18 protein-coding genes, 1 pseudogene and 1 riboswitch are annotated in these 21,673 nt (G+C 61.7%); of the genes and pseudogenes, 11 read left to right on the top strand and 8 right to left on the bottom strand.

Annotated features, from left to right (window positions below; translation table 11 throughout):
- Window positions 1–73: 73 nt before the first annotated feature.
- The gene (locus MKS85_RS24215) at window positions 74–280 is read right to left on the bottom strand and encodes a hypothetical protein (RefSeq protein ID WP_047229420.1); all 207 of its coding nucleotides are present in this window, start codon (window positions 278–280) and stop codon (window positions 74–76) included.
- A gap of 361 nt (window positions 281–641) precedes the next feature.
- Between MKS85_RS24215 and MKS85_RS24220 the strand changes: the two genes are divergently transcribed.
- Window positions 642–923, top strand: a complete 282-nt coding sequence (locus MKS85_RS24220; protein ID WP_047229421.1) for a hypothetical protein — start codon at window positions 642–644, stop codon at window positions 921–923.
- A gap of 99 nt (window positions 924–1,022) precedes the next feature.
- Here MKS85_RS24220 and MKS85_RS24225 read toward each other — a convergent pair whose 3' ends face one another.
- A complete protein-coding gene (locus tag MKS85_RS24225) occupies window positions 1,023–2,189 on the bottom strand; it encodes a 1-acyl-sn-glycerol-3-phosphate acyltransferase (RefSeq protein ID WP_139051136.1) in 1,167 nt (388 codons plus the stop codon).
- A 139-nt stretch (window positions 2,190–2,328) separates the two neighbouring features.
- Here MKS85_RS24225 and MKS85_RS24230 point away from each other — a divergent pair, with 139 nt between their 5' ends.
- From MKS85_RS24230 to MKS85_RS24240, 3 genes are read left to right on the top strand one after another with little or no spacing between them, the layout of a single operon-like run.
- Window positions 2,329–2,511, top strand: a complete 183-nt coding sequence (locus tag MKS85_RS24230; RefSeq protein WP_047229423.1) for a CPXCG motif-containing cysteine-rich protein — start codon at window positions 2,329–2,331, stop codon at window positions 2,509–2,511.
- Between the two features lie 12 nt (window positions 2,512–2,523).
- Window positions 2,524–2,784, top strand: coding sequence for a putative signal transducing protein (locus MKS85_RS24235; protein ID WP_014340166.1), 261 nt, complete (start codon window positions 2,524–2,526; stop codon window positions 2,782–2,784).
- Between the two features lie 35 nt (window positions 2,785–2,819).
- Window positions 2,820–3,443, top strand: coding sequence for an SOS response-associated peptidase (locus tag MKS85_RS24240; protein WP_188252267.1), 624 nt, complete (start codon window positions 2,820–2,822; stop codon window positions 3,441–3,443).
- A gap of 113 nt (window positions 3,444–3,556) precedes the next feature.
- On the opposite strand, the gene MKS85_RS29065 is transcribed toward MKS85_RS24240, so the two are convergent.
- The gene (locus MKS85_RS29065; protein ID WP_409078027.1) at window positions 3,557–4,399 is read right to left on the bottom strand and encodes a methyl-accepting chemotaxis protein; all 843 of its coding nucleotides are present in this window, start codon (window positions 4,397–4,399) and stop codon (window positions 3,557–3,559) included.
- 15 nt (window positions 4,400–4,414) lie between these two features.
- Window positions 4,415–5,695 (bottom strand): annotated as a pseudogene (locus MKS85_RS29070) (HAMP domain-containing protein); the annotation flags it as partial.
- A 217-nt stretch (window positions 5,696–5,912) separates the two neighbouring features.
- Here MKS85_RS29070 and MKS85_RS24250 point away from each other — a divergent pair.
- Window positions 5,913–6,728: a M48 family metallopeptidase gene (locus MKS85_RS24250; RefSeq protein WP_047229426.1), complete on the top strand. Its 816-nt coding sequence runs from the start codon at window positions 5,913–5,915 to the stop codon at window positions 6,726–6,728.
- Window positions 6,729–6,923: 195 nt separating this feature from the next.
- Here the strand turns inward: MKS85_RS24250 and MKS85_RS24255 are convergent, their stop codons facing one another.
- From MKS85_RS24255 to MKS85_RS24265, 3 genes are all read right to left on the bottom strand, one after another.
- Window positions 6,924–7,508, bottom strand: a complete 585-nt coding sequence (locus MKS85_RS24255; RefSeq protein ID WP_047229427.1) for a TMEM165/GDT1 family protein — start codon at window positions 7,506–7,508, stop codon at window positions 6,924–6,926.
- 90 nt (window positions 7,509–7,598) lie between these two features.
- Window positions 7,599–7,719: riboswitch (yybP-ykoY riboswitch) on the bottom strand.
- A 51-nt stretch (window positions 7,720–7,770) separates the two neighbouring features.
- A complete protein-coding gene (locus MKS85_RS24260; protein WP_139051135.1) occupies window positions 7,771–8,769 on the bottom strand; it encodes a class I SAM-dependent methyltransferase in 999 nt (332 codons plus the stop codon).
- Window positions 8,770–8,802: 33 nt separating this feature from the next.
- Entirely contained in the window at window positions 8,803–9,768 is a 966-nt protein-coding gene (locus tag MKS85_RS24265; protein WP_139051134.1) for a 2-hydroxyacid dehydrogenase, read from the bottom strand.
- Window positions 9,769–9,908: 140 nt separating this feature from the next.
- On the opposite strand from MKS85_RS24265, the gene MKS85_RS24270 reads away from it, so the two are divergent.
- The 6 genes from MKS85_RS24270 (at window position 9,909) to MKS85_RS24295 (ending at window position 19,568) form a co-directional block, all read left to right on the top strand.
- Complete coding sequence (locus tag MKS85_RS24270; RefSeq protein ID WP_188252265.1) at window positions 9,909–10,538, top strand: LysE family translocator; 630 nt, start codon at window positions 9,909–9,911, stop codon at window positions 10,536–10,538.
- Between the two features lie 153 nt (window positions 10,539–10,691).
- Window positions 10,692–12,374 (top strand): fatty acid--CoA ligase, encoded by a 1,683-nt coding sequence (locus MKS85_RS24275; RefSeq protein WP_139051132.1) that lies wholly within the window; start codon window positions 10,692–10,694, stop codon window positions 12,372–12,374.
- A gap of 335 nt (window positions 12,375–12,709) precedes the next feature.
- Window positions 12,710–14,575, top strand: a complete 1,866-nt coding sequence (locus MKS85_RS24280) for a DUF1302 domain-containing protein (protein WP_139051131.1) — start codon at window positions 12,710–12,712, stop codon at window positions 14,573–14,575.
- Between the two features lie 25 nt (window positions 14,576–14,600).
- The gene (locus tag MKS85_RS24285) at window positions 14,601–15,965 is read left to right on the top strand and encodes a DUF1329 domain-containing protein (RefSeq protein WP_188252264.1); all 1,365 of its coding nucleotides are present in this window, start codon (window positions 14,601–14,603) and stop codon (window positions 15,963–15,965) included.
- Window positions 15,966–16,290: 325 nt separating this feature from the next.
- Window positions 16,291–19,020: a LuxR C-terminal-related transcriptional regulator gene (locus tag MKS85_RS24290; protein ID WP_188252263.1), complete on the top strand. Its 2,730-nt coding sequence runs from the start codon at window positions 16,291–16,293 to the stop codon at window positions 19,018–19,020.
- A gap of 47 nt (window positions 19,021–19,067) precedes the next feature.
- Window positions 19,068–19,568 (top strand): methylated-DNA--[protein]-cysteine S-methyltransferase, encoded by a 501-nt coding sequence (locus MKS85_RS24295; protein ID WP_076386269.1) that lies wholly within the window; start codon window positions 19,068–19,070, stop codon window positions 19,566–19,568.
- 147 nt (window positions 19,569–19,715) lie between these two features.
- Here MKS85_RS24295 and MKS85_RS24300 read toward each other — a convergent pair whose 3' ends face one another.
- Window positions 19,716–21,623, bottom strand: a complete 1,908-nt coding sequence (locus MKS85_RS24300; protein WP_188252262.1) for an alkaline phosphatase D family protein — start codon at window positions 21,621–21,623, stop codon at window positions 19,716–19,718.
- Window positions 21,624–21,673: the final 50 nt, after the last annotated feature.

The raw sequence follows: 21,673 nt of genomic DNA on the forward strand, positions 1-21,673 counted from the left end.
AACATTGAGGTGACTGACACTCCGCTATCGCGAGCAGGCTCGCTCCCACAGTTTTTTTGCAAGCAAGAAACCTTCATGCAGCCTGGGAATACAGCTCCAGCACGCTGATCCCAGTCAGCAGATCGGTCTCCGGAAGGTCAGCGTGTTGATGGCCGCCAAGGGCGCAATACACCAGCCAATGCCGATCCTGTACGTTGAAGGACAGGCTGCCGACGAGGTTCTGTTGTTCGTCGCTCGGGCTGATGAGATAGAGACGATCCTGGTTTTCGGCGTGGAGCATGGTGGGTTCCGGGCAGGTTTGAAGGGCGACAGGGTGGCCTATTCAGATGACGAAACCGTGACGTGAAAAATTAACCCAGGGCTTGCTGACGGATTCTGTGGCGAGGGAGCTTGCTCCCGCTGGGCTGCACAGCAGCCCCAAACTTGTCGCTGCGGTGTCTGAGGTTGATTGCCTCAGCTTCATTGGGGGCGCTTCGCACCCCAGCGGGAGCAAGCTCCCTCGCCACAAAGGAATATGGCATGCAGGGCAAGGGGATCGTTATTGGTCGGAAAAAGTGCAGTAGGCGAGGGCGCTTTCGGTAGAATTCACGCCGTTCGTAGGTCCCGGGCGCGTCCTGTCCGTTTATTGCTTGAGGTTTGTGATGTCGCTGCATTTGTTTTCGTTGTTCGCTGCTCACCCCGCCAAACTGATCAACCTGCTCGCATTGTTGTTTGCCTGCCCGGGCGGTTGGGTGCTGCATGCCACGCGTCGCCGTGAACAACGGGCGCGGGCCTGCCTTGAGGCGCGCAAGAGCGACGGCGACGAGCGATTCGAAGCCTTGCTGGACCTGGCGACCCAGCGCATGAACCGGTTTTTCTACCGTTTCGGCTTTGCCTGCCTGGGCCTGGCACTGCTGGTGTCGTGGGTCAGCACCCAGTTCTGATGGATAAAAAAAGATCGCAGCCTTCGCCAGCGCCTACAAGATGAACAATCGATTCATGTAGGCGCTGGCGAAGGCTGCGATCTTTTTGACAGGCGTCGCTTAAAGCGCCAATCCCGCCTTGACCCGATACTGATTACGCACCGGTGTCGCGTATTGCAGCACCAGGAATGGGCGGTGCTCCGGCGGGCAAGCGTCCAGCCGGCGCTGCCATTCTTCCTGGGCCTTGGCCAGTTCATCGGCGCCGAATACCTGGGCCGCTGTCGGCACCTGCAACTGCGGGTCGGCGTCGGCCCATTGGGCGTAAGCCAGGTAATGCACCGGGAACAGGCGGTAGCCGCCGAGAATCTGCCGGTCCATTTCCTGGGCCAGTTGCTTGGTGTCCTCGAACAGCTCGGTGATCGGCGCGGCGAAGTTCACGTGGACCCGACCCTTGTAGCCGGTAATGCCCTTGGCGATGCTCACGTCGTCTTCGCCCGGTGCCTTGGTGTAGGTGCCGGTGGTGGCGCGGATGTACAGCTCGCGGGCCTTGGCCTGGTCGCACGGGTCGTATTCGTAGCTGATGGACACCGGCGTGAGGTTCAGCGACTGGATGACCTCGCCGAAGGGTTCGTCCTTGCGGCTCATGTGGAACATCTTGAGGATCGCCGATTCGGTGCGGTCGTCACCGTCCTTGGCCCGACCCTCGGCCTGGGCAATCCAGATCGAGGCGCAGTCGTTGCGGATCGAGTGATTGATATAGGCCGAGAGCAACTGGTACGCGGCCATTTTTTCCCGCCGTCCGGTGATGGAGCGGTGCACGATGAAGCTTTTGTTCAGACGCATCAGATCGCTGACAAAGGGCTTCTGCAGCAGGTTGTCGCCGATGGCGATGCGTGGCGTCGGCAAGCCGGCGTGGTACACGGCGTAGTTGACGAAGGCCGGGTCCATCACGATGTCGCGGTGGTTGGCGATGAACAGGTACGCGCTACCGGATTTGAATTGCTCCACCCCGGTGTAGGTCACGCCATCGGTGGCACGCTCGATCGTGTGGTCGACATAGAACTCCACTTTGTCCTGCAAAGTGGCGACCGATGTCACGCCGGCGAACTCACGACGCAACCTTTGCGCTATAAGAGGCTTGAGCATCCAGCCGAAAGCCCCGGCCAGGCGTGGGAAGCGGAAGTGGGTGAGGATATCTAGAAACGCCTTGTCGCCGAGCAGCCGTGCCAGCACCGCTGGGACTTCGCTGTCGTCGTAAGGTCGGATGGCATCGAATTCGCCCATCATGCTCTCTTGTAGGAAACGGCTAGGGTAAGTAAAGGTTCGATCGAAAAACCGACAGGGCACGGCCTGGAAGATCCGCCAGACAAAAATAGCCCTGCAAATAGACCGGCGATTATACGCACAAGTCACCTGGGAGACCGCGATGCTGGAAACCGCTCCGTATGAATGTCCGTATTGTGGTGAGGAAGTGGAAACGCTGGTGGACCTGTCCGGCGGTGATCAGACCTATATCGAGGACTGTCAGGTCTGTTGCCGACCGATAACATTTGTCCTGCAGGTCCATGATGAAGAGTGGCATCTGGAAGTCTTCAGTGAAAACGAATGATGGGGGACGTCCATGCAGCGAATCTACGAGCTGGAAAACCTGATGGAAGGGGAACTGCTCCAGGGCATGCTCGCCAGCGAAGGCATCACCGCCCACCTGGTGGGCCGTGACCTGGTGGGCGGCGCCGGCGAGTTGCCGATGTATGGCCTGCTGGGACTGGCGGTGGAGGACGACCAGGCGCAATACGCCCGGGAGCTGATCGCCGCCTACAATGCCGCGCTGCCATTGCCCGGCGATGAGCCGGACAGTTACCCCGGCACATTGGTCTGTTAGGCTGGCGACCGTTTGATCAAGAGTCGTGTTGCCCCATGTGTGGACGTTATGCCCTGTTTCGCTGGAACCCCGCCTTTGCGGCCTTGCCCGGCTTCCCTGCCGACCAGAAGGCCCAGTGGAATATTTCGCCCAACGATTCGGTGCTGATGCTGCGCGCCGGCGCTGCGGGGCAGCGCGAACTGGCCCGGGCCCGCTGGGGCCTCACGCCGCCCTGGCTGACCGACCTGTCCCGTACCCCGGCCCACGCCCGGGCCGAAACCGTGGCCGAGCAGCCGATGTTTCGTGAGGCCCTGCGCCTGCGCCGCTGCCTGCTGCCGGCCAACGGCTTCTATGAATGGCGCGGTGGCACGCGCAAACGCCCTTACTGGTTGACGCCGGGTGAGGGCTCTTCGTTGTTTTTCGCCGCGATCTGGGAAGCCTATCCCGTGCAGGAACAGGTGTGGCTGAGCACCGCAGTCATCACCCAGCCGGCGGCAGGGCAGCGTCGGCCGTTGATCCTGGATGAAGAGGGCCAGCGCCTGTGGCTCGATCCCGAGACGCCCTTGCATGTATTGCAAGGCTTGCTGGCCAGTGAGCCGGCGGCACTGCGCGAGCGGGTACTGGCCAACATGGTCAATGATCCGAAGCTCAACGGGCCGGAGTGCCTGACTCCGGCTTGAGTGTTGAGGCGCCTGTGCTGGCCCCATCGCGAGCAGGCTCGCTCCCACATTAGAGATAGTGTTCGCCACCAACCCTTTGTGGGAGCGAGCCTGCTCGCGATGGGGCCCGAGGATCAAACCTTGAACTGATTGATCAACCGCCGCTGCTGCTCCGCCAGTTTGGTCAGATCCGCACTGGCCGCGCTGGATTCGTCCGCGCCACCGGCCACTTCATTTGCCACTTGCCCGATGTTGATCACGTTACGGTTGATGTCATCGGCCACCGCGCTTTGTTCCTCGGCGGCGCTGGCGATCTGGGTGTTCATGTCGTTGATCACCGATACCGCCTGGGTGATGATCTCCAGGGCCTGGGCCGCTTTCGCTGCGTGTTGCACGCTTTCATCGGTGCGGTGCTGGCTGTCTTCCATCACCCGCACCACATCCCGGGTGCCTTGTTGCAACTGTTGGATCATCGTCTGGATTTCTTCAGTGGCCTGCTGCGTTTTCTGCGCCAGGTTGCGCACCTCATCGGCCACCACCGCAAATCCACGCCCTTGTTCACCGGCGCGAGCCGCTTCGATGGCCGCGTTGAGAGCCAGCAGGTTGGTCTGTTCGGCGATCCCGCGGATGGCGGTGAGAATCGCGTTGATGTTCTCGCTGTCCTTGGCCAGAGCCTGCACCACGCCCACGGCCTTGCCGATTTCCACGGCCAGGGCGCCGATGGAGGTGGAAGTGTCCCGCACGATCTGCATGCCCTGGCTGGCAGCCTGGTCTGCGTGACCAGCGGCTTGGGCGGCCTGGGTCGCGTTGCGGGCCACGTCCTGGGCGGTGGCGGTCATCTCGTGCACGGCGGTGGCGACCTGATCGATCTCCACCATTTGCTTGTGCACGCCCTGGTTGGTGCGGATGGCGATGTCGGCAGTGTGCTCCGAGGAATCGCTGACGCTCTGCACCGAGGTGACGACCTGGGTGATCATCCCTTGCAACTTGCTCAGGAAGGTATTGAAGCCCTTGGCGATCGCACCCAGTTCATCCGCGCGGTCGCTCACCAGGCGACGGGTCAGGTCGCCTTCGCCCTGGGCGATGTCATCGAGCATCGCCACCATTTGCTTGAGGGGACGGGCGATGCCGTGGGCCACCAGCCAGATCACCAGCAGGCCGATGCCGGCAATCACCAGGCCCACCATGGCCATGCCGAAGATGTCGGTCTGGCGTTGCGCATCCAGGTCTTTTTGCAACGCTTGCAGTTCGGCCATCACCGCATCCAGTGGCAGTTGCAGCATCAGCGTCCAACGGGCTTGGGTTTCACCGATGCCGAACGGCATGTACACCTCGATGTGCCCATGGGCTTCATCGACGTCGTAACGTACCTGGCCGACGCTGAGCTTGGACAGGTTGTCCAGTTCATTGGCGTCCAGCAGGTCGCTGGCCTTTTCTCCCAGTTTGGACGGGTCCTTCGTGAAGGCCACCAAGCGGTTGTTGCTGGAGAGCAACGCCATTTCCCCGGCGCCCTCATACAGGTCACGGTCGGCAGCGACGAGCATGTCCTGGATGAAGTTCACCGACAGGTCGGCGCCGACGATGCCCTGGAACTTGCCATCGACCATGATCGGCTCGATGAACGAGGCGAGCATGGTCATGGTATCGCCAACGCGATAAGGCGCCGGGTCGATCACACAGGCTTTCTTGCTGTCCCGGGAGCACAGGTAATACTCACTGGCGCGAATACCGGTGGACAGCAGTTTCTGGTCCGCCACATCGGCGAGCTTTTCCAGGCCCAGGGTGCCGTCCTGGTTGCGAAACCACCACGGCAGGAAGCGCCCGTCGGTTTCCATGCCCAGCACCGGGCTGTTCACGTAATTGGCGTCGTCGTGGTCAATGGCGTTTGGTTCCCAGGCGATGTAGGCGCCGAGAATCTTCGGGTTGCGCACCACGGTTTCGCGCAGCAGGCTGATCATCTGCTCGCGGGGCACCTTCAGTTGTGCGTTGCCGTCCGGGCCGTTCATGCCCATCAAGGCATTGGTGGTCGCCAGGCCCCGGGCAAGCAACAGCGGTGCCTCCAGTTCTCGCTGGATCAGGCTGGCCTGGGTGCGGGCGAGCGCGTCGAGGCGTTGTTCGATCAGATGCTCGAACTGCGCCTTGGTCCGCTGTTGCACCATGTCCTGGGTGCGGGCGCCGGCAAACAGCGCGTACAGCACCAGGGCGCCGACCACACTGAGGATGATGGCGCCGGCCAGAGCGGCCACGGAAAACTGTATCGATTTGAATTTCATAAAGGCTCCGGACGCGGGAATGACGTCTGAAGCCTGTATCGGCGATTCTTTGGCCCAGCATGAGGCGCTGTTCGTCGGATGACTGTTTTGGCTTTGTGGGTGTCGTAAATGGACTGGAGTAGGGTCTGTCTGAAAAAACTGTAATCCCACGCTATGTATCTGGCGCCGATACAAATCAGCGCCTAGGATACGCCCACGTTTCCAGGGAGCTTCTTACATGAACAAGATATTGATGGTGAGTGCACTGAGTGTGGGCTTGCTGCTTGCCGGTTGCCAGTCGGTCAACACCACCAGCGGCGGAGCCGTGGGCGTGGAGCGCAAGCAATACATGTTCAGCATGCTGTCCACCGACCAGGTCAATCAGATGTATGCCCAGTCCTACCAAAAGACCATGGGCGAAGCGAGCGCCAAGGGTGTATTGGACAAGACGAGTAGCGATGCCAAGCGCGTCCAGGCCATCTCCAGTCGGCTGATCGCTCAGGCACCTGTGTTCCGCCCGGATTCGGCGCAATGGAACTGGGAAGTGAACCTGATCAAGAGCGATGAGCTCAACGCCAGTTGCGGCCCCGGCGGCAAAATCATTTTCTATACCGGCTTGATCAACAAGCTCAAGCTCACTGACGATGAAATCGCCGCGATCATCGGCCACGAAATCGCCCACGCCTTGCGCGAGCACGGCCGCGAAGCGATGTCCAAGGCCTACGGCATCGAAATGGCCAAGCAGGGCGCCGGTGCATTGTTCGGTCTGGGTCAGGACAGCCTGGCGTTGGCCGATACTGTGGCCAACTACGGCATGACCCTGCCCAACAGTCGCGGCAATGAGAACGAAGCCGACCTGATCGGCCTGGAACTGGCCGCTCGCGCCGGCTACGACCCGAATGCCGCGATCACGTTGTGGAACAAGATGGCCAAGGCTTCGGAAGGCGCGCCGCCGGAATTCATGAGCACCCACCCGTCCTCCAGCAGCCGGATCGCGTCGCTGCAGGCGGCGATTCCGAAGGTGATGCCGCTGTATCAGCAGGCTAGAAAGTAATCATCGTTGTGGGAGCAAAGCTTGCTCGCGACAGAGGCGACGCAGACTTCAATCAGACCGCGTCATCGTTCATCGCGGGCAGGCTCGCTCCCACAAGAGATTGGCCGTGTTCGATATTCTTGTGAACACCCGCAGCCAGTGTGGGAGCGAGCCTGCTCGCGATGAACGATAACGCGGTATTACTCACCTACCCGATCAAACCCACCCACTGCTCTGCATCGCCTTGTACACCGCCACGATCGCCAGGACCAAGAACGCCGAGGCGGCCAGGCGGCGGATCAGTGTCAGGGGCAGCTTCTCGGCGGCGAAATTGCCCGCCAGGACCACCGGCACGTTGGCAATCAGCATGCCCACGGTGGTGCCGATGATCACCAGCCACAGTTCCGGGTACTGCGCGGCGAGCATCACGGTGGCGATCTGGGTCTTGTCGCCGATTTCCGCCAGGAAGAACGCGATCAGCGTGGTCAGGAAAGGCCCGAACTTGCGGGCCGTACTGGCTTCGTCATCGTCCAGTTTGTCCGGCACCAACGTCCACAGCGCCGTGGCGGCAAAGCTCACCGCCAGGATCCAGTGCAGGACCGCGTCCGAGAAAATACTACCGACCCAGGCCCCCACCGCGCCGGCTGCCGCATGGTTGGCCAAGGTGGCGGCAACGATGCCGGCAATGATGGGCCAGGGTTTGCGAAAGCGAGCCGCGAGAATAAGCGCGAGCAGTTGCGTCTTGTCGCCGATTTCGGCCAGCGCAACGATAGCGGTAGGTACGAGGAAAGAGTCCAGCATCAGGTGATTCCTAGAGGGGCGGGTCGACACGGCTATGACACGTACAGCCTTCCCGCCCCGGGTAAGGTGTGCGTGTCATAGGTCTTGTCAAACCCAGCGACCATCTGCGTGGACGCTTGGGCCGCATACGCCATGGTCTGCTGACCAAGTATGTTGACGTATGCCGGGCGAGCATGGCGCTCGCGGGAGACTACTCCCCTAGGACGGAGCGGATTCTGCCTAGGCAAATCCGATTGGGCAAGTGCTGTTTCTTAAATTTGCTTCAGCCGCGCTTGGCCCGATAGATGCGAAAACCCTGGCCTTCGGCCTTGATCGCGCACACGCCCAGATGCTCTTCGATCAACGGCTGATACTTGAGGAAACTGTTCGCCACCAAGCGCAGTTCGCCGCCGTTTTTCAGATGTTTCGCTGCTTTTCGCAGCAGATTTTCCGTGGCGTGATAGTCGGTGTGCACGCCGACATGGAACGGCGGGTTGCTCAGAATCGCACTTAATCCCATGGGCGCGGCGTCGATACCGTCGCCGGTCAGCACCTCGGCCTCCAGACCATTGGCGGCCAGGGTCAGGCGGCTGCTGGCGGCAGCGAACGCATCCACGTCCAGCAGCGTGACGGTGTTGTGCGGATAGCGACGCTTGACCACTGCCCCCAGCACCCCGGCGCCACAACCGAAGTCCAGCAGGTGGCCGCTGGGCAGTTTATCCAGGTGTTCCAGCAACAGCGCACTGCCGCGATCCAGGCGACCGTGGCTGAACACCCCCGGCAGGCTGATGACCTTCAGTGCGCCTTCGGCCAGGGGCAGCTCGTAGGTCTGGGCGAGGCTTTCCAAAGGCTTGGCCTCGGGGACGTCGGCCACGGTGACCTGCCATAGCTGACAATGGCGCGCGCTGTCGAGCTTGCGCGGCTTGCCGAAGGCATTGAGCTGCTTGGACGCGCCTTCGATGCCGCTGCGCTTTTCCCCCACCAGATACACCTCGCGACCGGCCAGGCGCGAGGCCACGGCGTTGAGGATGTAGTCGGTCAGGTCCTTGGCCTTGGGCAGGAACACCACGGCGGTCTCGAACTCACGGGCCGGCACGTTCACGCCAAAGTGGCTGCGCTCGGGGAAACGGGCATCCAGCGCGGCCTGATCACCGGCGTGCCAGCACCAGCCGTGGGCTTGGGGCAAGCGGCCGAGCAGATCATCGGCGGGCAGGCCGGCCAGCAGGACCGAACCCTGAAATAACTCGGCCTGACGAAGCAGTACTTCACTGCGCGGATCCATGGTCTGCTCCTTGAAAAAAAGTGCGGCAGTTTATCAACTGACGACTCGCAGCGCTGTACCGCTGAAAAAACCCAAGGCGTTTTCCGTCAGTTGGCTAACGATCCGTTGCCGCGCCTCGCGGCTGCCCCAGGCGTTATGGGGCGTGACGATCAACCGCGGAATGTCGGCGGCCAGCAGCGGATTGCCCTGGGTCGGTGGCTCCACGCTCAGTACATCGGTGGCCGCGCCGCCCAAATGGCCGCTGCGCAAGGCATCGGCCAGGGCCTGTTCGTCGATCAGGCCGCCGCGGGCGGTGTTGAGCACAAAGGCGCCGGGTTTGAGCTGCGCCAGTTGCCGGGCGCCGATGAAGTTGCGCGTGTGTTCGTTGAGAGGACAGTGCAAGGTCAGGGCATCGATCTGCGGCAACAGTTGATCCAGAGGCAAGCGGTCGGGACGAGCAGGGCGTCCGGGGATCTGCCCCAACAGCACGCGCATGCCAAAGGCCTCGGCCAGTCGTCCGACGGCGCTGCCCAGTTCACCATGACCCAACAGCCCGAGGGTTTTGCCTTCCAGTTCGACAATGGGATAGTCCAGCAGGCAAAACTGCGAAGCCTGCTGCCACCGACCTGCGCCGACTGCTTTTTGGTAATCACCCAGGCGCGTCGCCAGATTCAAGAGCAGCATGATCGTATGCTGGGCCACCGACGGCGTACCGTAGCCCTGACAGTTGCACACTGTGATGCCGTGTTGGCGCGCGGCTTCCAGGTCGACGTTATTGGTGCCGGTGGCGCTGATCAGGATCAGTTTCAGTTCGGGGTTGGCGGCCATGGCGGTCGCATCGATCACGACCTTGTTGGTGATCGCCACCGTGGCGCCCTTGAGCCGCTCGCTCACTTCATCCCGGCTCGTGCGGGCGAACAGTTGCAGTTCACTGAAGCAGTTGCGCAGTGGTCCCAGGTCCAAATCGCCGAGGTCCAGGGAAGGGTGGTCGAGGAAAACTGCGCGGCCGTTGTTCGTCATCAGCTGTACCTTTTATCGCAGGAATCGAAGGCGTAATGTGGCGAGCCTATCAGATGTGTGTGGGAGCAAGCTTTGCTCCCACACAGCCCCTCACTCACAGTTGATGTTTGTCTTGAGATTGAGCTAGCCAAGGAGTCCCCATGTACCTCACCGAATTCCTCACCGTCGCCCTGATCCACCTGTTGGCCGTGGCCAGCCCCGGGCCGGATTTTGCCGTGGTGGTGCGCGAGAGCGTGACCCATGGTCGCCGCGCCGGAACCTGGACAGCGCTGGGCGTGGGCACGGCGATTTTCCTGCATGTGGGGTATTCGCTGCTGGGCATTGGCCTGATCGTGTCGCAATCGATCGTGCTGTTCAACGCGCTGAAATGGGCCGCCGCCGTCTACCTGCTGTACATCGGCTTCAAGGCGTTGCGTGCGCAACCGGTCAAGCCGACGGCGGGCAACCTGCACAAAGAGGCCGGCGAACGTACCGCCCGTGGCGCTTTCACCTCGGGCTTCGTCACCAACGGACTGAACCCCAAGGCGACGCTGTTTTTCCTGTCGCTGTTCACCGTGGTCATCAACCCTCATACCCCCCTGGCAATCCAGGCCGGTTACGGCGTTTACCTGGCGGCGGCGACGGCAGTGTGGTTCTGTCTGGTGGCCATGCTGTTCAGCCAACAGCGAGTGCGCGCCGGGTTCGCCCGCATGGGCCACTGGTTCGACCGGACCATGGGCGCGGTACTCGTTGCCATTGGCGTCAAATTGGCGTTTACCGAGATGCGTTGATCGCCCCGACTCCTGACTGCAGGTGACGGTATATGGCTCAAGGCTAGTATTTGCGGGCGGATCAAATCATTCCTTTGGCTGATTTGATCCGCGTACCGGCGCTCTACAGTGCTTACTTCCAGCCAAGACCGTGCAGTCAGAAAAGGGACTCTTATGTTGCAGACTCGCGTTATTCCTCCAGCCGAAGGCGCTTATCAATACCCGCTGCTGATCAAGCGGCTGCTGATGTCCGGTGCGCGTTATGAGAAAACCCGCGAGATCATTTACCGCGACCAGTTTCGCTACAGCTATCCGACCCTGATCGAACGCGTCGCGCGGCTGGCCAATGTGCTGACCGAGGCCGGGGTCAAGGCCGGGGATACCGTGGCGGTGATGGACTGGGACAGCCATCGTTATCTGGAGTGCATGTTTGCGATCCCGATGATCGGCGCGGTGATCCACACCATCAACGTGCGCCTGTCACCGGAACAGATCCTCTACACCATGAATCACGCTGAAGACCGCTTCGTGCTGGTCAACAGCGAGTTCGTCGGTTTGTACCAGGCGATTGCCGGACACCTGACAACCGTAGAAAAAACCCTCCTGCTAACCGACCTGCCTGAAAAAACCGCCGACCTGCCGAACCTGGTGGGCGAATACGAACAACTGCTCGCCGCTGCCAGCCCCGCCTACGATTTCCAGGACTTCGACGAAAACTCGGTCGCCACCACGTTCTATACCACCGGCACCACCGGCAACCCCAAGGGCGTGTATTTCACCCATCGGCAACTGGTGCTGCACACCATGGGCGTGTCGACCATCATGGGCGCCATTGACAGTGTGCGGTTGCTGGGTACCAACGACGTGTACATGCCGATTACGCCGATGTTCCATGTCCATGCCTGGGGCCTGCCGTACGTGGCGACCATGCTCGGGCTCAAGCAGGTCTACCCCGGTCGTTATGACCCCGAATTCCTGGTCCAGTTGTGGCGCAAGGAGAAAGTCACCTTTTCCCACTGCGTGCCGACCATCCTGCAAATGGTCCTCAATGCCAAGGGCGCCCAGGACACCGATTTCGCTGGCTGGAAAATCGTCATCGGCGGCAGCGCCCTGAACCGCAGCCTGTATGAAGCGGCCAAGGCCAGGGGCATCCAGCTCACCGCCGCCTATGGCATGTCGGAAACCGGGCCGCTGGTGTCCTGCGCCCACCTCAACGACGAATTGATGGCCGGCAGCGAAGACGAACGCATCACCTACCGGATCAAGGCCGGTGTACCAGGGCCATTGGTGGAAGCGGCGATTGTCGACGCCGAGGGGCATTTCCTGCCCGCTGACGGCGAGACCCAGGGCGAGCTGGTGCTGCGCGCACCGTGGCTCACCGAGGGTTATTTCAACGAGCCGCAGAAGGGCGCCGAGCTCTGGGCCGGCGGCTGGCTGCACACCGGCGATGTCGCCACGCTGGACAGCATGGGCGTGATCGATATTCGCGACCGCATCAAGGACGTGATCAAGACTGGCGGTGAATGGATCTCGTCCCTGGACCTGGAAGACCTCATCAGCCGTCACGTCGCGGTACGCGAAGTAGCAGTGGTGGGGATTCCCGATCCGCAGTGGGGCGAGCGCCCATTTGCCTTGCTGGTCATCCGCGAAGGGCATCAGATCGGGGCTCGCGAGCTCAAGGAACATCTCAAGCCGTTCGTCGAATTGGGGCACCTGAGCAAGTGGGCGATCCCGAGCCAGATCGCCCTTGTTACGGAAATTCCCAAGACCAGCGTCGGCAAGCTCGACAAGAAGCGTATCCGCATCGACGTCACCGAATGGCAGAGCAATAACAGCACCTTCCTGTCGACGCTTTAAACGTTTTTGCCGTGTCCAAAAGGGCACGGCAGCCCCACCAAGCAAGCGCTTGCCTTGTCAAACCGAAAATTTCAGCCATCCTTGCCGTGCCGACATCTGTCGGCCTGGCGAAAGGACTGTTCCAGAGTGGTCGCGGGCTGCAAATCACACTTTAGAGGGATCAAGCCGTACTACCTGCTGGCTATAGTCCGTTTAAGGATTTTCAAGAACGGGGCGCACGCACTAAACGGGCGATGCGACTTTGAACGGGGTGGAACGTTGCCATTCCCAGCCGTTGAAAGTGTTCTTGGAAAATACTGACTGCCATAAAAATAAAAGCACATGGAGTAGCGTCGATGACCTCAGCAAACACGTTCTGGCGCCGGGCAAAACTGCCTCTGGCGGTCAGTCTCGCCTCTTCGCTCGCCGGGCCAGCATTCGGCGTCAGTTTCAACATCGGTGAAATCGAGGGCCAGTTCGACTCGTCCCTGTCGGTCGGCGCAAGCTGGTCCACGGCCAAGGCCAACAGGGACCTGATCGGCGTCAACAACGGCGGCAAGGGCCTGTCCCAGACCTCCGACGACGGTCACCTGAACTTCAAGCGTGGGGAAACCTTTTCGAAGATCTTCAAGGGTATCCACGACCTGGAACTCAAGTACGGCGATACCGGCGTGTTTGTGCGCGGCAAGTACTGGTACGACTTCGAACTCAAGGACGAACATCGCCTGTACAAGGACATCAGCGACAGCAACCGCAAGGAAGGCGCCAAGTCGTCCGGCGGGCAGATCCTCGATGCCTTCATCTACCACAACTACGCCATTGGCGATCAGCCTGGCTCGGTCCGCCTGGGTAAACAGGTGGTCAGCTGGGGTGAAAGCACCTTCATCCAGGGCGGGATCAACTCGATCAACCCGGTCGACGTGTCGGCGTTCCGTCGTCCTGGTGCCGAGATCAAGGAAGGCCTGATTCCGGTCAACATGTTCTATGTGTCCCAGAGCCTGACCGACAACCTGTCGGCCGAGGCGTTCTACCAGTTGGAGTGGGACCAGACGGTCGTCGATAACTGCGGCACGTTCTTCTCCCAGCCGGACGTGGTTGCCGATGGTTGCAGCGACAACCTGCGAGTGCTGAACAAACGCTCTACGCTCCCGGCGGCCGCCCTGGGCCCAGCGGAGGCGCTTGGCGTCAACGTCAACGAAGAAGGCGTGCTGGTGCGTCGCGGTCCGGATCGTGATGCTCGCGACAGTGGCCAGTGGGGCGTGTCGTTCAAGTACATGTTCGAGCCGCTGGACACCGAGTTTGGTGCCTACTTCATGAACTACCACAGCCGTGCGCCGATTTTCAGTGCCACCGGTGCTCCACAGTCCGTTTTTGACCTGGCAGCAGGACTGCCGCCTGCGTTCGCCGCGCTGTCGCCTCTGCTGGTGGCGGGTAACTCGAACTATTTCATCGAGTACCCTGAAGATATCCGTCTCTACGGTTTGAGTTTCTCCACCACCTTGCCTACCGGTACGGCGTGGAGCGGTGAACTGAGCTATCGTCCGAACGCCCCGGTGCAACTGAGCACCACGGACATTCTTTTCGCCGGTGTGACCCCGCTTCCCGGTCTTGGCAATGCTTCGATCCTCCCTGGCTCGCCGGGTCAGGACCTGCATGGCTATAACCGTAAGGAAATCACTCAGTTCCAGACCACGTTCACCCACTTCCTGGATCAGGTCATGGGCGCCAGCCGTCTGACCCTGGTGGGCGAAGTCGGCGTGACCTACGTGGGCGGCCTGGAAAGCAAATCCGACGCTCGTTATGGCCGTGACCCGGTGTTTGGCCCGGGAGAACTGCCCAACGGTTTCTGTAACGTGCTCAATGGCTCGACTGCGGCCGGTGGTGGCCAGACCAGTGCCGATGTGAACAGCAACTGCAACAACGACGGCTTCACCACCTCCACTTCCTGGGGCTACCGTGCCCGCGCCATCTGGGAGTATCCGGATGTGTTCGCCGGCGTGAACCTCAAGCCCAACGTGGCCTGGTCCCATGACGTCAAAGGCTACTCGCCAGGCCCGGGCGCCAACTTTGAAGAAGGCCGCAAAGCCGTCAGCCTCGGACTGGATGCCGAGTACCAGAACACCTACAACGCGAGCCTGGCCTACACCAACTTCTTTGGTGGCGACTTCAGCACCGTGGACGATCGCGATTTCCTGGCGCTCAGCGTCGGCGTGACCTTCTAAGCACAGTATTTCAGGACGACACACTATGAAAATAACAAAGAGTCTGTTGCAGGTCGGTGTTTTGGGGCTATCCCTGCTGGCCGCCAGCGTCATGGCGGCGGTGCCTGCCGCCGAAGCCGACAAACTGGGCAAAAGCCTGACGCCGATGGGCGCCGAAATGGCCGGCAATGCCGACGGTTCGATCCCGGCCTGGAAACCCATGGCCAAGAACGCCGGCAGCGTAGACAGCAAGGGTTTCCTTTCCGACCCGTACGCCAGTGAAAAGCCGCTGTTCACCATCACCGCGCAGAACGTCGACCAGTACAAGGACAAGCTCGCGCCGGGCCAGTACGCAATGTTCAAGCGTTACCCGGAATCTTTCAAGATGCCGGTCTACCCATCCCATCGCGGCGCCACCGTGCCGGATGATGTGTTTGCCTCCATCAAGAAAAACGCGGTGAATACCAAGCTGGTGTCCGGCGGTAACGGTCTGGAGAACTTCGAGACGGCTGTGCCGTTCCCGATTCCCCAGAGCGGTGTGGAAGTGATCTGGAACCACATCACCCGCTATCGCGGCGGCAGCGTGACCCGCCTGGTGACCCAGGCCACGCCGCAGCCCAACGGCTCCTACAGCCTGGTGTACTTCAGGGACCAGTTCGTGTTCCGCGACAAGATGAAGGATTTCGATCCGGCCAACCCTGGCAACATCCTGTTCTACTTCAAGCAGCAAGTCACCGCGCCGGCGCGTCTGGCCGGTGGTGTACTGCTGGTGCACGAAACCCTCGACCAGGTGAAGGAACCGCGCTCTGCGTGGGTCTACAACGCCGGCCAGCGCCGTGTGCGCCGTGCGCCACAGGTCTCCTATGACGGCCCGGGCACCGCTGCCGACGGCCTGCGTACCTCCGACAACCTGGACATGTACAACGGTGCGCCGGATCGCTACGACTGGAAACTGGTGGGCAAGAAAGAACTGTACATTGCCTCCAACAGCTACAAGATCGATTCGCCTCAGCTCAAGTACGCCGACATCATCAAGGCCGGCCATATCAACCAGGACCTGGCTCGCTACGAGCTGCGTCGTGTCTGGCATGTGACCGCGACCCTGAAGGAAGGCCAACGCCACATCTACGCCAAGCGTGACTTCTACATCGACGAAGACACCTGGCAAGCCGCGGTGATCGACCATTACGACGGTCGTGGCCAACTGTGGCGCGTTGCCGAGGCTCATGCCGAGAACTACTACGACAAGCAAGTGCCGTGGTACGCCCTGGAAACCCTCTACGACCTGCAGTCCGGCCGCTATCTGGCGCTGGGCATGAAGAACGAAGAGAAATCGGCCTACGACTTCGGCTTCACCGCCAGCACCGCCGAGTTCACTCCCAACGCATTGCGCCAGGAGGGTATCCGCTAAACAGTTTCACCCGAGGCCGCATCCTCGAAAAAACGCCCCGACTGGTTCGGGGCTTTTTTTGCCCAACACAACTCCCCTGTGGCGAGGGGATTTATCCCCGCTGGGCTGCGAAGCAGCCCCAAAAAGCTCTAGCATTCCCTCGCTCCTGCGTGGGAATGATCAAAACTCCCTCGCCACAAGAGCGGTGGCTGCCTGAGTTTTTCGAATCGGTCGGCTTGTAGCCTTTTTGTAGCCATTTGTAGCAACTCCCTTCAATACCTCCTCGTTTACCGCTAGTCTGCGGACATCTGCAACGCCGCCACCCGCATTTCAACAAGAGCCGGCCATGACTGATCTGTCTTCACTCCCGGGTTCTGCCCGCACCGCCGTCGCGGTCCAGGACGGGCGCTTCTACCGCCCGCCCTTGCCTGACGGCCATGTCGTGCGGCCGCGGTTGTGCGAGCGCTTGAGTGCGGGGCTTGGAGGTCGGTTGCTGTTGGTGAGCGCCCCGGCGGGGTTCGGCAAAAGCTCACTGGCGGTGGAGTTCTGCCAGAGCCTGCCGGCCCATTGGCAAAGCCTCTGGCTGGGGCTCAGTGCCCGGGACAACGACCCGGGACGCTTTCTGGAACGGCTGCTCGAAGGGCTCCAGGCGTTCTACCCGCAGTTGGGAGGTCGTGCGTTGGGGCTGCTGAAAATGCGCCAGCGCCACCAGCCTTTCGCCTTCGAAGAATGGCTCGACGGCCTGCTGGATGAACTGTCCGCGCATCTGTCGCCGGATACACCCTTGCTGCTGGTGCTCGACGACTACCACCTGGCCCAAAGCCCGGTGCTGGACCGTTGCCTGCAATTTTTCCTTAATCACCTGCCCGAAGGTTTGCTGGTGCTGGTCACCAGTCGGCAGCGCCCGGACTGGCATCTGGCGCGCCTGCGTCTGTCACGCCAATTGCTCGAACTGAACGAGCAGGACTTGCGTCTGACCCATGAAGAAGCCCTGACCCTGCTGCAGCACCACAGCAGTTCGTTGCGCGGGGAAGCCCTGGAGAGCCTGATCCAGCGCAGCGAAGGCTGGGTGGCCGGGCTGCGTTTCTGGTTGCTGGCCGCTTCCGAGGCCGGGACTGAGGGCCGGATGCCCCAGGCTCTGCATGGCGGCGAAGGGCTGATTCGCGATTACCTGCTTGAGGAAGTCATCGACTGTCTGCCCGCCGAAGTGCAGGCGTTTCTCTACGACACCGCGTCCCAGGAACGTTTCTGCAGCGAACTGTGTGATGCCGTGCGCGAAGCCCATGACAGCGCCGAAATCCTGGAGTATCTGGCGGCGCACCAGGTGTTCCTGGTGCCGCTGGACGAGCATGGCCACTGGTACCGTTACCACCATCTGTTTTCCGATTTGCTGCGCAGCCGTCCCAGTGCGCCGGCCATGGTGCCGGCTGCGACCCTGCACCTGCGGGCCTGCCGCTGGTTCAATGCCCAGGGCTTGATCGACGAGGCCGTGGAGCAGGCGCTGCGGGCCGGGCACCTGGATGTGGCGGCGAACCTGGTGCAGAACCTCTCGGAGGAGCAATTGCTGGCCGAGCAGAACGTCGGCATGTTGTTGCGCTGGAAAATGGACTTGCCCGACAGCCTGCTCATCAGCACACCGCGCTTGATCGTGCTGTACAGCTGGGCGCTGGGGCTGGCCTGCCAGTTGGACGCCGCTGAAGAACTGGCCGCCCACCTGAGCCGGTTTCTGCCGGCGCCTTCGGCCACTGCGCAAAAATCCATGCTTGCCCAATGGCTGGCCCTGAGCGGGATCATTGCCCGTGGCCGTGGGGATCGCGAGGCCACTGTGCGTTACTGCACCGAAGCCCTGGAGAGCCTGCCGCAAAAGCGCTATGGCCAACGTCTGATGTGCCTGTCCACGCTGTCGAACCTGGCGATTGCCGACGGTGACCTGTGGCGCGCCCGGGCCTTGAACCGTGACTCCCTGGAGCTGGCGCAGCGCGTCGGTAACCCGTTGTTCGAGGCCCTGGCCCATTACGACCGTGCCCGGGTGTTGCAAGCGCGAGGGGAGATCCTGCGGGCGCTCGATGAAGTGCGCCAGGGCCTGCAACGCCTGCACGCACTCTCGCCGCAACGGCTGTATGCCGTGCGGGCGCGATTGATTCTGTACGAAGGGTTCCTGCTGACCTTGCGCATGCAGCCCCAGGCCGGCTTGGCGCGGTTGCAGGCCGGTCTTACCGAAGCGCGGGCGTGCCGCGACATCAGCGTGTTGATCGGCCACTGCGTGATCGCGCGGGTTGAAGGCCACGCTCGTGAATTCGCCCGGGCCTTTGCCGAACTGGCCGAAGCCGAGCGCCTGATGCATATCTGGGACGTTCCGCCGATTTATTACCTGGCGATGATCACCCTGGTCAAATGCGAACTCTGGCTGGCCCAGGGGCGTACGGACCTGGCCGAAGCCTGGCTGGCGCGGCTGGGGCAGACCTACACCGGTGAGCGGGCCGCCGCGCCGCCGGAATTCCACCCGCAACTGCCGCTGCACGTCGAACTGCAACAGGCGGTGCTGGAGTCCATCCGCGGCCAGCCCATGTTGGCCGAAGGACGGCTCAATGCCTTGCTTGAACACGGCCAGCAAACCGGCCGGCAGATGCTCAGTGTGATGGCGCTCAACCAGAAGGTCGCCTTGCTGCTGAGCGTCGGCCGCGAACCCGAAGCCCGCAGTACCCTGGCCCAAGCCCTCGAAGCCGCCGCTGGCGGGGTGCTGCAGCCGTTCGAATGGTTGCTGGGTGAACATCGGGAGTGGCTGCGCGAGCAATTGTTGCGCGCACCCCCCAGTCCCTTGCGCCAGAACCTGCTTGAGCGCTTGCCGTCGACGGTGGCTGCCGATTCACCGGCCCCCGTTGAAACCCTCAGCAGTCGCGAGCGGGCGGTGCTGCAATTGATTGCCCAGGGCTGTTCGAACCAGGAAATCAGCGAGCAGTTGTTCATCTCGCTGCACACGGTCAAGACCCACGCCAGCCACATCAACAGCAAACTCGGCGTGGAGCGCCGCACCCAGGCCGTGGCGCGGGCGAAGGTGCTGGGGTTGTTGGGCTAGGACTGGTTACTTGTGCCAAGCGGTTGGCCAGCGATAAGGAATGCTTGATGTTACCCCTGTACAAAACCATCCCATCCCCCGTGGGCCAACTGATCCTCGTCGCCCGGGATACAAAACTGGCGGCCATCCTCTGGGAAAACGAGCGTCTCAACCGCGTGCGCCTGGGGCCTTTGGAAGAGGACAGCCAGCATCCGGTCCTCAAGGAAACCGAGCGCCAGCTCATGGAGTATTTCGCCGGCCAGCGCCGCCGTTTCGACCTGGCGCTGGACTTTGCCGGCACCGACTTCCAAGTCCGGGTCTGGCAGGCGCTGCTGAGCATTCCGTTCGGTGAAACCCGCAGCTACCGCGACATCGCCATCCAGATCGGCCAGCCCACGGCGGTGCGGGCGGTAGGCGCCGCCAACGGCCGCAACCCCATCTCCATCATCGCCCCCTGCCACCGCGTCATCGGCACCTCCGGCAGCCTTACCGGCTTTGCGGGCGGCCTTGCGGCCAAACAGTTCCTGCTGAGCCTGGAAGGTCAGCAGACGCTGCAGTTGGTGTTTTGAGTTATTTCATTTGGCCGCAAACCCATAACACTGCAAATCCCTTGTGGGAGCGAGCCTGCTCGCGATAGCGGAAGGTCAGCTTGCAAGGATGTTGGATGGGCCTGCGCTATCGCGAGCAGGCTCGCTCCCACACAGGACTCACTCGGTTCAGGCCGAAGGCTCTTGCGGCGCCAGCATGCGCGTCGGCGGTTGGCCGTTGGCGTTGTGCTGGAATATCTGCGTCGGCTGCCCCTGTTCATTGAAGAACACCTGCCCGATCCCCGCCGAGTTCCACAACCGCTCTCCCGCCTCGGCGTGTTCGGGGGTGTGAGGAATGATGCGCATGCTGCGGCGCTTGGTGAACCAGTTCAGGGGCGAGCGGGGAGAGTAGAGCCAACGGTTCAGGCGATCGAACCATTCCAGCAGCGCCGGCGGGAACTCATTCTTGATGCCGCTGCTGGTGATCTGCCAGATGCGCGGGCCGCCCTTACGGTGTGGGATCAGCACCTCATAGACGAAGGAATAATGCACATCCCCGGACAGCACCACGTAATTACCGGGCGTGCGCGAGTGCCGGAAAATGTTCAGGATTACTTGCGCCGCGCCGCGATGGGCCATCCAGTTTTCCGCGTCCACCAGCAGCGGATAACCGCACCAACTGAACACCCGTTGCACGGTTTCGATCAGCTTCACACCGAAGATCGGCGCCGGCGAAACGATAATCGCCGAGGGATGATCCAGCAGTTCCTGCTGAAGTTCGCTCAGGGCTTCCCAATCGAGCAGTCCCGAAGGCTGCTTGAGGTTGCGCTCGCTGCGCCAGCGGCGGGTTCGGGTGTCGAGCACCACCAGGGCCGGGGTGGTCGGCAACACGTAGTGCCATTGCTGGAAACCCAGCAGCGTGTCGATCAGTTTGTCCTGTGGGCCGCTGTCCAGGTAGCGGTCCCGGGCGGTGTCGCTCAGGGCCAGGGTTTGCTGGATCACCTCATCAAACGCGTCCGGGTTGTTGCCCCAGCCCTGGCAGAGCATGTAGGCGATCAACGCGTTGCCGATGATGCGCTTGGAGAACGGGTGGCCGTAGGCCGTTTCTTCCCACTGCGCGGATAGATTCCAGTCATCGGTGATGTCGTGATCGTCGAAAATCATCAGGCACGACAGGTGTGCAAACACCCGCGCCGCGCCCCCAAGACCGGTCTTGAAACCCTCGATGCGCTGCTGTTCCAGCGCATAGCGCTGGCGCCGCTCGGCGGTCAGTTCCGGCGGTTGCGGGTCGATCAGGGTCCACGGCACGGGTGACCACACCAGCAAATACATCGCCATCACTTCAGCGAAGGTCACCAGATGATTGTCGGCGCTGCTGCTGGTGAATATCGGCTTGCGGGCCCCGCCGAAAAAACGCTCGCGCAGGGTTTCATTGCTTTCCAGCGCCGGTAATAAATCGGCGCGGTGGTAGTAGCTGGCCGGGTGTTCATAGAGCTTGGCGCTGTCTTCAACCACCGCGCCGTCCAGGCATTCCTCGAACAGCCCCAGCCGCTCGATCAACGCATGAATCGCCCGCAGCATGGGCCCGGCGACGTCATCGGCATAGACCTGATCGCCGCTCATCATCAACAACGCCGGACGCTGCTGTGGGGCTTGTGCCAACAGCCGGTCGACGCAGAGCAAGCCGTCGTGGGTCGGATAGTGGGGTTTGCGGCAGGAACCATGGACCAGTTGATCGATACGCGAATGCAGGACGAAGTTCGGGCACTGCGCCTGGCCATACAACAGAAGGGGCGCCCATTCGGCAATGGGCGCGCCGTCCACCAGCAGGTCGTAGTCAATCACCACGTCCTGGGGCAGGGCGGTGTCGAGTCGTACATCGATCAGGTGCACAAAAGCCTGCTGCCCCACCGGCACTACGGTGCAGCGCGGGGCATCCAGGGTGAGATCGCCCACACCGTCCACACGCAGCGTCAACGTGAGGGGGCGTGTACCCACCAGCCACATCACCAGCCGTGTGGGCTCCAGTCGCCGCAGCAGCGGGCCGACCAGGACAGGGGGCAGGGCAGGGGAGATGTCAGATGAGGACGGCAACATTCGCGGGTAAAGCTCTGGCTCCGATGGAGGCGGGGATCATAACGCAATGC

This window comes from Pseudomonas sp. JL2 (genome assembly GCF_031570495.1).
GTDB lineage: Bacteria > Pseudomonadota > Gammaproteobacteria > Pseudomonadales > Pseudomonadaceae > Aquipseudomonas > Aquipseudomonas rhizophila.

Excerpts from the sequence above, each read along its gene's own strand:
- MKS85_RS24270 (WP_188252265.1), top strand. The coding sequence starts at position 9,909 with ATGTACCTCACCGAATTCCTCACCGTCGCCCTGATCCACCTGTTGGCC.
- MKS85_RS24220 (WP_047229421.1), top strand. The coding sequence starts at position 642 with ATGTCGCTGCATTTGTTTTCGTTGTTCGCTGCTCACCCCGCCAAACTG.
- MKS85_RS24225 (WP_139051136.1), bottom strand. The coding sequence starts at position 2,189 with ATGATGGGCGAATTCGATGCCATCCGACCTTACGACGACAGCGAAGTC.
- MKS85_RS24215 (WP_047229420.1), bottom strand. The coding sequence starts at position 280 with ATGCTCCACGCCGAAAACCAGGATCGTCTCTATCTCATCAGCCCGAGC.
- MKS85_RS24280 (WP_139051131.1), top strand. The coding sequence starts at position 12,710 with ATGACCTCAGCAAACACGTTCTGGCGCCGGGCAAAACTGCCTCTGGCG.
- MKS85_RS29065 (WP_409078027.1), bottom strand. The coding sequence starts at position 4,399 with ATGATCACCCAGGTCGTCACCTCGGTGCAGAGCGTCAGCGATTCCTCG.
- MKS85_RS24240 (WP_188252267.1), top strand. The coding sequence starts at position 2,820 with ATGTGTGGACGTTATGCCCTGTTTCGCTGGAACCCCGCCTTTGCGGCC.
- MKS85_RS24265 (WP_139051134.1), bottom strand. The coding sequence starts at position 9,768 with ATGACGAACAACGGCCGCGCAGTTTTCCTCGACCACCCTTCCCTGGAC.
- MKS85_RS24260 (WP_139051135.1), bottom strand. The coding sequence starts at position 8,769 with ATGGATCCGCGCAGTGAAGTACTGCTTCGTCAGGCCGAGTTATTTCAG.
- MKS85_RS24250 (WP_047229426.1), top strand. The coding sequence starts at position 5,913 with ATGAACAAGATATTGATGGTGAGTGCACTGAGTGTGGGCTTGCTGCTT.
- MKS85_RS24255 (WP_047229427.1), bottom strand. The coding sequence starts at position 7,508 with ATGCTGGACTCTTTCCTCGTACCTACCGCTATCGTTGCGCTGGCCGAA.
- MKS85_RS24275 (WP_139051132.1), top strand. The coding sequence starts at position 10,692 with ATGTTGCAGACTCGCGTTATTCCTCCAGCCGAAGGCGCTTATCAATAC.
- MKS85_RS24300 (WP_188252262.1), bottom strand. The coding sequence starts at position 21,623 with ATGTTGCCGTCCTCATCTGACATCTCCCCTGCCCTGCCCCCTGTCCTG.
- MKS85_RS24235 (WP_014340166.1), top strand. The coding sequence starts at position 2,524 with ATGCAGCGAATCTACGAGCTGGAAAACCTGATGGAAGGGGAACTGCTC.
- MKS85_RS24285 (WP_188252264.1), top strand. The coding sequence starts at position 14,601 with ATGAAAATAACAAAGAGTCTGTTGCAGGTCGGTGTTTTGGGGCTATCC.
- MKS85_RS24230 (WP_047229423.1), top strand. The coding sequence starts at position 2,329 with ATGCTGGAAACCGCTCCGTATGAATGTCCGTATTGTGGTGAGGAAGTG.
- MKS85_RS24295 (WP_076386269.1), top strand. The coding sequence starts at position 19,068 with ATGTTACCCCTGTACAAAACCATCCCATCCCCCGTGGGCCAACTGATC.
- MKS85_RS24290 (WP_188252263.1), top strand. The coding sequence starts at position 16,291 with ATGACTGATCTGTCTTCACTCCCGGGTTCTGCCCGCACCGCCGTCGCG.